A 9,412-nucleotide genomic window follows, 5' to 3' on the forward strand; every position below is an offset into this window, starting at 1 on the left:
TGGAGGAATCGATGACGACACGGGCGCGACAGCGCGAGGAGACCCGCCGGATCCTGCTGCGCGAGACCAGGGCCCTGTTCGCCGCGAAGGGCTACGCCGCCGTCGGCCTGGCGGAGATCGTGACGGCGGCCGGGGTCACCAAGGGCGCGCTCTACCACCACTTCGACAGCAAGACCGACCTGTTCAAAGCCGTCCTCACCCAGGTCCAGGAGGAGGTCGGCGCCCAGGTCGCCGCCGCCGCGGACGCCGAACCCGACCCGTGGACGCAACTGCGCACCGGCTGCGCGGCGTTCCTGCGCGCGTGCGCCGACCCCCTGATCCAGCGGATCATGCTCATCGACGGCCCCGCCGTGCTCGGCTGGCACGAGTGGCGCGCCATGGACGAGGCCAACTCCGCCCGCCACCTGCACGAGGCCCTGAGCGCCCTCGTCGACGCCGGCGTCCTACCCCCGCAACCGGTCGCCCCGCTCACCCACCTGCTCTCGGGGGCGATGAACGAGGCCGCGCTCTGGCTGACCACGCAACCCGAGGCCCTACCCGACACCATCGCGGCCCTGGACCGACTCCTGGACGGCCTGCGCGGCCCCACACGCGGCCGCGGCGAAACATCCGCGCCGACGACGCGCGTAATCAGCGGGCAGGCGGGTAAGTTGACCGAGTGACCGGCCGGATAGCCATCGATGACATTGCCCCGTCCATCCCCGGCGGCCGCCCGGCCAAAGCCGCCGTCGGCGAGGTATTTCCCGTGCGCGCCGTCGTCTGGCGCGAGGGTCACGACGCGGTAGCCGCCACCCTCGCCGTGCGCGCCCCCGGCTCCTCGCGGATCACCCGCATCCCGATGACCCCCGACTACCAGCCCGATGTCTTCAACGCCGTGTTCACCCCGCACCTCCAGGGCCTGTGGACCTACCGGATCGAGGGCTGGAGCGACCCCGTCGCCACCTGGCGCTCAGCCGTCGAGGCGAAGCTCGCGGTCGGCCAGACCGCCGCCGATCTGGCCAACGATCTCGAGACCGGCGCCCGCCTGTTCGACCGCGCCGCCCAGGCCGTACCGAAGAAGCAGTTCGAACGCCTGCGCGCCGCCGCCACCGCACTGCGGAGCGACGAACAACTGCCCGCCCGGGTCGCGCCCGCCTTCTCCGAGGAGGTCGCCGAGATCCTGCGCGCCACCCCGCTGCGCGACATGGTCACCCGCGGCACCCAGTTCTCGGTGCTGGTCGAACGCCGCCGCGCGCTGGTCGGCTCCTGGTACGAGTTCTTCCCCCGCTCCACCGGCGGCCGCGACGCCGACGGCAAGCCGGTCCACGGCACCTTCGCCACCGCCGCGCGCGAACTGCCCCGCATCGCCGGCATGGGTTTCGACGTGGTGTACCTGCCGCCGATCCACCCGGTCGGCGAGGTGAATCGCAAGGGCCGCAACAACACTCTCACCACCGAGCCCGACGATGTGGGCTCCCCGTGGGCGATCGGTTCGGCCGCGGGCGGCCACGACGCGGTCAACCCACTGCTGGGCACCGAGGCCGATTTCACCGAGTTCGTTTCCACCGCAACAGCTCTGGGCCTGGACGTCGCGATCGATCTGGCCCTGCAGTGCGCCCCCGACCACCCCTGGGTCGCGGCCCACCCGGAGTGGTTCACCACCCTGCCCGACGGCACCATCGCCTACGCCGAGAACCCGCCCAAGAAGTACCAGGACATCTACCCGGTCAACTTCGACAACGACCCCGACGGCATCTACGCCGAGATCCTGCGCGTGGTCCGGCACTGGATCGCGTTGGGCGTCACCATCTTCCGCGTCGACAACCCGCACACCAAGCCCGCCGATTTCTGGGAGTGGCTGATCACCGAGCTGCGCCGCACCGACCCGGACGTGATCTTCCTGTCCGAGGCGTTCACCCGCCCCGCCCGCCTCTACGGCCTGGCCCGACGCGGCTTCAGCCAGTCCTACACCTATTTCACCTGGCGCGTGCACAAGTGGGAGCTCACCGAGTTCGGCTACGAGATCGCCGCCAAGGCCGACGAGGCCAGGCCGAACCTGTTCGTGAACACCCCCGACATCCTGCACGAGAGCCTGCAGCACGGCGGTCCCGGCATGTTCGCCATCCGCGCCGTGCTCGCCGCCACCATGGCCCCCACCTGGGGCGTCTACTCCGGTTTCGAGCTGTTCGAACACGAGGCGGTGCGCGAGGGCAGCGAGGAATACCTCGACTCGGAGAAGTACGAACTGCGCCCGCGCGATTTCGCCGGCGCCCTGGAACGCGGCGAATCGCTGGCGCCCTGGCTGACCCGCCTCAACGAGATCCGCCGCAAACATCCCGCGCTGCAACAGTTGCGCTGCATCCACTTCCATCACGTCGACAACGACGCGCTGATCGCCTACTCCAAGATCGACCCGGCCACCGGCGACGCCGTGCTGGTCGTGGTGAACCTGAACCCGTATGCCGCCGAGCAGGGCCACATCTCGCTGGATCTGCCCGCGATCGGCCGCGAATGGCACGACCATCCCGTGGTGTTCGACGAGGTCAGCGGCGAGGAATACCACTGGGGCCACACGAATTTCGTGCGCCTGGACCCCGCCCGCGCGGTCGCGCACATCCTGGCCCTGCCCGCCGTCCCGACCGCTGCCCGCGCACCGCTGGCCTACCGCGAGACCTTGCGATGAAGCGTCGCGATCTGCTGCTGTTGGCCGCGGGCACCCACCCCGACCCGCACACCGTCCTCGGCGCGCACGCGCACGGCGACGGCACCGCGGTCCGGGTCCTGCGCCCGCACGCCGAGACCGTGACGGTCCTGGTCGGCGAGGCCGAGCACCGCCTGAAATCGTTGGGGCACGGCATCTTCGACGCGGTGCTGCCCTATCCGCGCATCGACGACTACCGCGTACGCACCGAGTACCCCGGCGGTCAGACCGTGGTGTCCGCCGACGGCTACCGCTTCCTGCCCACGGTCGGCGAGTTCGACCTGCACCTCATCGGCGAGGGCCGCCACACCCGCCTGTGGGAGGTCCTCGGCGCGCATCCGCGCCACTACACCACCCTCGACGGCGAGGTCGACGGCACGTCCTTCGCGGTGTGGGCGCCCAGTGCCCGAGGCGTCACCGTCTTCGGCGATTTCGACCTGTGGGGCGGCACCGCCACCCCGCTGCGCGCGCTGGGCACCTCCGGGGTGTGGGAGGTGTTCGTGCCGGGCGTCGGACCGGGCACCCGCTACAAGTTCCGCGTGCACGGCGCCGACGGTCGCGTCGTGGATCACGCCGACCCCCTTGCCTTCTCGACCGAGATCCCGCCCGCGACCGCCTCGGTGGTGACCCGCGCCGACCACGTGTGGACCGACAGCGCCTGGCTCGACCGCCGCGCCCGCACCGACGCCGTCAGCTCCCCCATGAGCGCCTACGAGATCCACCTCGGTTCCTGGCGCCCCGGCCTGGACTACCGCGAACTGGCCCACCAGCTGGCCGACTACCTGCGCGAAACCGGTTTCACCCACGTCGAATTGCTGCCCGTCGCCGAGCATCCCTTCGGCGGTTCGTGGGGCTACCAGGTCACCTCCTACTACGCCCCCACCTCCCGCTTCGGTTCCCCCGACGACTTCCGCTACTTCGTCGACCACCTGCACAACGCCGGCATCGGCGTGCTGCTCGACTGGGTCCCCGCGCACTTCCCCCGCGACGAATGGGCACTGGCCCGCTTCGACGGCACCCCGCTCTACGAACACGCCGACCCCCGCCGGGGCGAGCAACTCGACTGGGGCACCTACGTTTTCGACTTCGGCCGCAACGAGGTCCGCAACTTCCTGGTCGCCAACGCCGCCTTCTGGATCGAGGAATTCCACATCGACGGCCTGCGCGTGGACGCGGTCGCCTCGATGCTCTACCTGGACTACTCCCGCCCCGACGGCGCCTGGGAACCCAACATCTACGGCGGCCGCGAGAACCTGGAAGCGGTCGATTTCCTCCAGGACCTCAACGACACCGTGCACGGCGCCCACCCCGGTGTGGTCACCATCGCCGAGGAGTCGACCACCTGGCCCGGCGTCACCCGCGGCACCGACGTCGGCGGCCTCGGTTTCACCATGAAGTGGAACATGGGCTGGATGCACGACACCCTCGGCTACCTCGGCCGAGACCCCATCCACCGCTCGTGGCACCACAACGAGATGACGTTCTCGCTGGTCTACGCGTGGAGCGAGAACTACGTCCTGCCGATCAGCCACGACGAGGTCGTGCACGGCAAGGGCACCCTGTGGACCCGCATGCCCGGCGACGACTTCGCCAAGGCGAGCGGCGTGCGCGCCCTGCTCGCCTACATGTGGGCCCACCCCGGCAAACAACTGCTGTTCATGGGCCAGGAATTCGGCCAGTTCCGCGAGTGGGACAACGACCGCGGCCTGGACTGGCACGAACTGGAAAACCCACTCCACCAAGGCATTTGCACCATGGTCGCGGACCTCAACCGCACCTACACCGCCCACTGCGCCCTGTGGTCGCAAGACACCACCCCCGGCGGCCACTCCTGGATCGAAGCCGACGACAGCACCGCCAACGTCTTCGCCTTCCTGCGCTGGGGCACCGACGGCAGCGCGGTGGCCTGCGTCTTCAACTTCTCCGGCTCCCCCCGCGAGAACTACCGCATCGGCCTACCCCACCCCGGCCCGTGGCGCGAGATCCTCAACACCGACGCCACCGAATACGCGGGCTCCGGCATCGGCAACCTCGGCACGGTCACCGCCACCGCCACCCCCAGCCACGGCCACCCCGCCTCGGCCGCCGTCACCATGGCTCCCCACAGCGCCCTCTGGCTGTCCTCGCCACCCTGACCATTGGCATAAACGTGCACTCGTGAGCGAATTCGTGCCGATTTCGGCTGTAATCGAGGATGGTTGCACGTTTATGCCACCGACCGAGCCCAGAATCGACGAAACCGCCCAGGGCAGTGTCCGGGGCGGCGTCGACGTGGGTATCAGTACAGGGCGGCGGCGAGCTTGCGGCGGGCCGCGATGACGAAAGGCTCGGCGGGGTCGAACAACTCGAACAGTTCGAGCAGGCGGGTGCGCGCGCGGGTGCGGTCGTCGCCGGCCGTGCGCTTCACGCTGGCGATGATGCGCTCGAAGGCCGCTTCGGGGCGCTGTTCGAGCAGTTCCACGTCGGCGGCGTCGAGGGCGGCGTCGAGGTTCGCGGGGTCGGCATCGGCGGTCGCGACGACCGCCGGGTCGAGCTGCTGGGCGCGGGTCAGGAAGCGCAGCTGGCGCAGGGCCGCCTTGGCTTCCTCGTTGCCCGGCTCCTCGGCGATGATCGCCTCGTAGGCCGCCTCGGCGCCGGCGAAGTCGCCCTCGGACAGCTTGTCCTCGGCGTCGACGAAGCGCGGATCCTCGACCTCGGGTTCGGCCGGAGCCGCACCCGGGTCGCCCTCGAGCTTGCCCGCGGTCGCGTCGATCACCGCGTCGAGCCACTGGCGCACCTGCGGATCGGGCTGCGTGCCTTCGAAATCGGCCAGCGGCTGCCCACCGGCCACCGCGATCACCGTCGGAATGCCCTGCACGCGCAGCGCCTGGACGATGTTCATATTGGCCTCGGCCTCGATCGCGGCCAGATCCCACGCGCCGCGATCCTCGGCGTTGAACCGTTCCAGCGTACGAACCAGATCGACACTGCCCTGGCTGCGCTGCGAGTACAGCGCGACCACCACGGGCACCTGCATCGAGCGCCGAATCACCTTGGCCTCGAAATCGGCCTCGGTGACCGTGTGGTTTCCCGAGGCCGGTGCGGCGGCCCCACCGGGTGCGGCGGGCGGCTGCTTCAGCGCGGACAGATCCACCGCGCCGGACATGGCAGCGGCTGCGGCGGGCGAAGGACGACGGGCAGCGGGTCGAGTCACGCTTCCCAGTTTGTCACGAAGCCGTCGGCGCGGCTGCCGCGGAGCCCTTGCTGTTCGCACTCAGCTCACCGAGCTGCCCGGTGCGCACCGCCCAGGCCTCGAAGATCACGGTGAACAGCGGCGGAATGCTCGACGCGAGCGCCAGCACGGTGGTCTTCCAGTTCCAGTTCAGCTCACGCGCGGTCAACAGCGCCGTCAGCACGAACAGCACGAAGATCACCCCGTGCACCGGTCCGAAGATCTTCACACCGATCTCGTTGCCCTCGGCAGGCAGGTACTTGAACGCCATACCGGTCAGCAGACCCACCCACGACAGCGCCTCGAGCACCGCGAAGAACCGAAACCGACTAGCCGTAGACCGCAAATCGAAGAAACCCATGCCCCCATTGTGCAGCATGATCTACGACACCACGTAGTGGACCCATCCACCCTGGCCACGCACGACAATTCGCTGCAGATCTACGACGTCTCCGCGATGGAGGCGGCCGGCGGTGACTCGGCGAAGATCGTCGGCCTGCGCCCACCCCACCAAATCCCCGCCCACCACACAACAAAGGCCCCGGCACTCACCGAGCACCGGGACCTCAGTCACAAAAATCAAGCAGGCACGCGAATGATCAGCGCATCACCCTGACCACCACCACCACACAGCGCGGCAGCACCAACCCCACCACCCCGACGCTTCAACTCCAGCGCCAGGTGCAGCAGAATCCGCGCCCCGGACGCCCCGAGCGGGTGGCCGATGGCGATGGCGCCACCGTTGACGTTGACCTTCTCCGGGTCGTACCCGAGCTTGCGGGTCGACGACACGCCGACGGCCGCGAACGCCTCGTTGATCTCGATCAGATCCAGATCGGCGGGCGTGATGCCCTCCTTCGCGCACGCGGCGAGGATGGCGTCGGCCGGCTGGTCCTGCAGCGTCGAGTCCGGTCCGGCGACCTGGCCCGAGGCGCCGATCTCGGCGATCCACTCCAGTCCGAGCTCCTCGGCCTTGGCCTTGCTCATCACCACGACCGCCGCGGCGCCGTCGGAGATCTGCGAGGCGGTGCCTGCGGTGACCGTGCCGTCCTTGCGGAAGGCCGGACGCAGCTTGCCCAGCGACTCGACGGTGGTGTCGGCGCGGATGCCCTCGTCCTCGGTCACGTAGATCGGGTCGCCCTTGCGCTGCGGCACGGCCACCGGCACGACCTCGTCGGTGAACAGCCCGTTCTTCCACGCGGCGGCGGCGCGCTGGTGCGAGGCCGCGGCCAGCGCGTCCTGATCCTCGCGGCTGACCTTGTCCAGGTCGTTGCGGTCCTCGGTGAGCAGACCCATGGCCTGGTCGGTGATCACGTCGTGCAGGCCGTCGTAGGCCATGTGGTCGACCAGGGTGGTGTCGCCGTACTTGTGGCCCTCACGGCTCTTGGGCAGCAGGTGCGGGGTCTGGCTCATCGACTCCATGCCACCGGCGACCACGATCTCGTGCTCACCGGCACGGATCAGCTGATCGGCCAGCGCGATGGCGTTGATGCCCGACAGACAGACCTTGTTGATCAGGATCGAGGGCACATCCATCGGGATACCGCCCGCGATGGCGGCCTGGCGGGCAGGCAGCTGCCCGGCGCCGGCCTGCAGCACCTGGCCCAGGATCACGTAGTCGACCTGCTCGGGCGCGACGCCGCCCTTCTCGAGCGCGGCCTTGATCGCCACACCGGCCAGATCCGAGGCCTTGAAGCCCTTCAGACCGCCGAGCAGCCGACCGACCGGGGTACGCGCACCGGACACGATGACAGAAGTGGTCACGAAAGCCTCGCATTCATTGAGTCGAACCTCGCCGGACGCAGGCGGGGCCACCGCAGACGTACAGGAGTTACCTCCACGGTAACTTGTGTCGGCCGGTGCCCGGCACGCAGGTCGGCGTGCCGGCGCCGACGTTGCGCTCGACGACGAGAGCGCGGGCCCGATCCCCGTTCCCGCGCACAAGCGCTAGCTTCGTAGGGTGACCAACGAGAACTTCATCCCCGCCGACTACGTCATCGCCGTCGACCACGTCGGCATCGCCGTGCCCGACCTCGACATCGCCGTGGCCTGGTACACCGACAACCTCGGCATGGTCGAGACCCACCGCGAGGTGAACGAGGCCCAGGGCGTCGTCGAGGCCATGCTGTCGTGCCCGGCCGCGGCCGACCGCGCGACCGCCCTGCAGTTGCTGGCCCCGCTCACCCCGGAGTCCACCATCGCCAAGTTCATCGACCGCAGCGGTCCCGGCCTGCAGCAACTGGCCTACCGCGTCACCGATATCGAGGCGGTTTCGGACTTCCTGCGCGGGCGTGGCGTGCGTTTGCTGTACGAGGCGCCCCGCCACGGGACCGCCGATTCCCGCATCAATTTCATCCATCCGAAGGATGCTGGGGGTGTGCTGGTCGAGCTCGTGGAGCCGAACCCGGACATTACGCACTAGTACGCCGGTACTGTCGGTAAATCTCGGCGCGATCACAATCCCGGTCGAGTCTCCATAGGGTCGCTCGAGGCTGTATTTTGTGTGCCATGTCGTCACCTGAGTCCGATCGCAATCGCTTCGTTGCACTGCCCTTCACCGTTGTGCGCAAGGGTTATGCGCAAGACGAGGTGCGCAACTACTTCGACCGCTTCGACGCTGAGCTCCGCGTCACCGCCACCGACCGGGATGCTGCCGCCGCGCAGGCCCGCAATCTCGCCAGCCAGCTGGAAGACGCGCGTGACGAGATCGACGAGCTCCGCAAGGAGGTCGACCGGCTTTCCGTGCCGCCGACCACCGCCGAAGGCATGTCCGACCGCATCTCGCGCATGCTGCGCCTCGCCTCGGACGAAGCGTCCGAGGTTCGCGCGCTCGCGCAGGCCGAGGCCGCCGAGATGGTGTCGATCGCCGAGCAGCAGGCCACCGAGATGCGTGGCAAGTACGAGTCGCTGCTCGCGGAGACCAAGGAGAAGCGCGAGGCGCTCGAAATCGAGTTCGAGCAGACCCTCGCGAACGCGCGCACCGAGTCCGCCAAGATCATCGAAGCCGCCCAAGCCGATGTCGAACGTCTGGGCAAGGAGGCCGAAGCCAAGCGCAAGGCCACCCAGCAGGACTTCGAGGCCACCATGAACGATCGGCGCACCAAGCTGACCCGTGCCATGGAGGAGCTCGAGGCCACCAGTCGCGCCGAGGCCGCCCAGCGGATCAAGGACGCGACCGACGAGTCCAACCGGCTCATCAGCTCGGCCACCCAGACCTCCGAGCGCAAGATCGCGCACGCGAAGGAACTGGCCGAGGAGATGCGCGTGCTGCGCGGCCGGGTCCTGGCCCAGCTGCTCGGTATCCGCGGTCAGCTCGACTCGGTGCCCGCCATGCTCGCCGCGGTCAACCGCGAGAGCGAACTGCTCGACGGCACGCCCGAGCGTAAGTCGATCAGCTCCAACAGCAACGGCAACAAGTCCGTGTCGGGTTCGCGTCAGAACAAGGCCATCCCCGAGGTGGCCGACGAGGACATCGTCGACGAGGACCGCGAGAGCGCCGACGTCAACTGATCCCTGTCGAA

8 protein-coding genes are annotated in these 9,412 nt (G+C 69.0%); 5 read left to right on the forward strand and 3 right to left on the reverse strand.

Features of this window, described 5'->3' with window-relative positions:
- Positions 1-11: 11 nt before the first annotated feature.
- From ACFP3H_RS25150 to glgB, 3 genes are read left to right on the forward strand one after another with little or no spacing between them, the layout of a single operon-like run.
- Positions 12-662, forward strand: coding sequence for a TetR/AcrR family transcriptional regulator (locus tag ACFP3H_RS25150; RefSeq protein ID WP_378609669.1), 651 nt, complete (start codon positions 12-14; stop codon positions 660-662).
- Positions 659-2,662 (forward strand): alpha-1,4-glucan--maltose-1-phosphate maltosyltransferase, encoded by a 2,004-nt coding sequence (locus tag ACFP3H_RS25155; protein WP_378609671.1) that lies wholly within the window; start codon positions 659-661, stop codon positions 2,660-2,662. The genes ACFP3H_RS25150 and ACFP3H_RS25155 overlap by 4 nt, the downstream gene beginning before the upstream one ends.
- Positions 2,659-4,815 carry a 1,4-alpha-glucan branching protein GlgB gene (gene glgB, locus ACFP3H_RS25160; protein WP_378609672.1) on the forward strand — a complete coding sequence of 719 codons (2,157 nt, stop codon included), beginning with the start codon at positions 2,659-2,661 and terminating at the stop codon, positions 4,813-4,815. Before ACFP3H_RS25155 ends, glgB begins: the two co-directional genes overlap by 4 nt.
- A gap of 143 nt (positions 4,816-4,958) precedes the next feature.
- Here the strand turns inward: glgB and ACFP3H_RS25165 are convergent, their stop codons facing one another.
- From ACFP3H_RS25165 to ACFP3H_RS25175, 3 genes are all read right to left on the reverse strand, one after another.
- Complete coding sequence (locus tag ACFP3H_RS25165; RefSeq protein WP_378609684.1) at positions 4,959-5,825, reverse strand: tetratricopeptide repeat protein; 867 nt, start codon at positions 5,823-5,825, stop codon at positions 4,959-4,961.
- A 61-nt stretch (positions 5,826-5,886) separates the two neighbouring features.
- A complete protein-coding gene (locus ACFP3H_RS25170; protein ID WP_378609674.1) occupies positions 5,887-6,252 on the reverse strand; it encodes a DUF3817 domain-containing protein in 366 nt (121 codons plus the stop codon).
- Positions 6,253-6,470: 218 nt separating this feature from the next.
- Complete coding sequence (locus ACFP3H_RS25175) at positions 6,471-7,655, reverse strand: acetyl-CoA C-acetyltransferase (protein ID WP_378609675.1); 1,185 nt, start codon at positions 7,653-7,655, stop codon at positions 6,471-6,473.
- A 196-nt stretch (positions 7,656-7,851) separates the two neighbouring features.
- On the opposite strand from ACFP3H_RS25175, the gene mce reads away from it, so the two are divergent.
- Together mce and ACFP3H_RS25185 are read left to right on the forward strand one after the other, a co-directional pair.
- Complete coding sequence (mce, locus tag ACFP3H_RS25180; protein WP_378609677.1) at positions 7,852-8,313, forward strand: methylmalonyl-CoA epimerase; 462 nt, start codon at positions 7,852-7,854, stop codon at positions 8,311-8,313.
- A gap of 86 nt (positions 8,314-8,399) precedes the next feature.
- A complete protein-coding gene (locus tag ACFP3H_RS25185; protein WP_378609678.1) occupies positions 8,400-9,401 on the forward strand; it encodes a coiled-coil domain-containing protein in 1,002 nt (333 codons plus the stop codon).
- The last annotated feature ends 11 nt before the right edge of the window (positions 9,402-9,412 follow it).

The organism is Nocardia lasii (assembly GCF_042658545.1).
Classification (GTDB): Bacteria; Actinomycetota; Actinomycetes; order Mycobacteriales; family Mycobacteriaceae; genus Nocardia; species Nocardia lasii.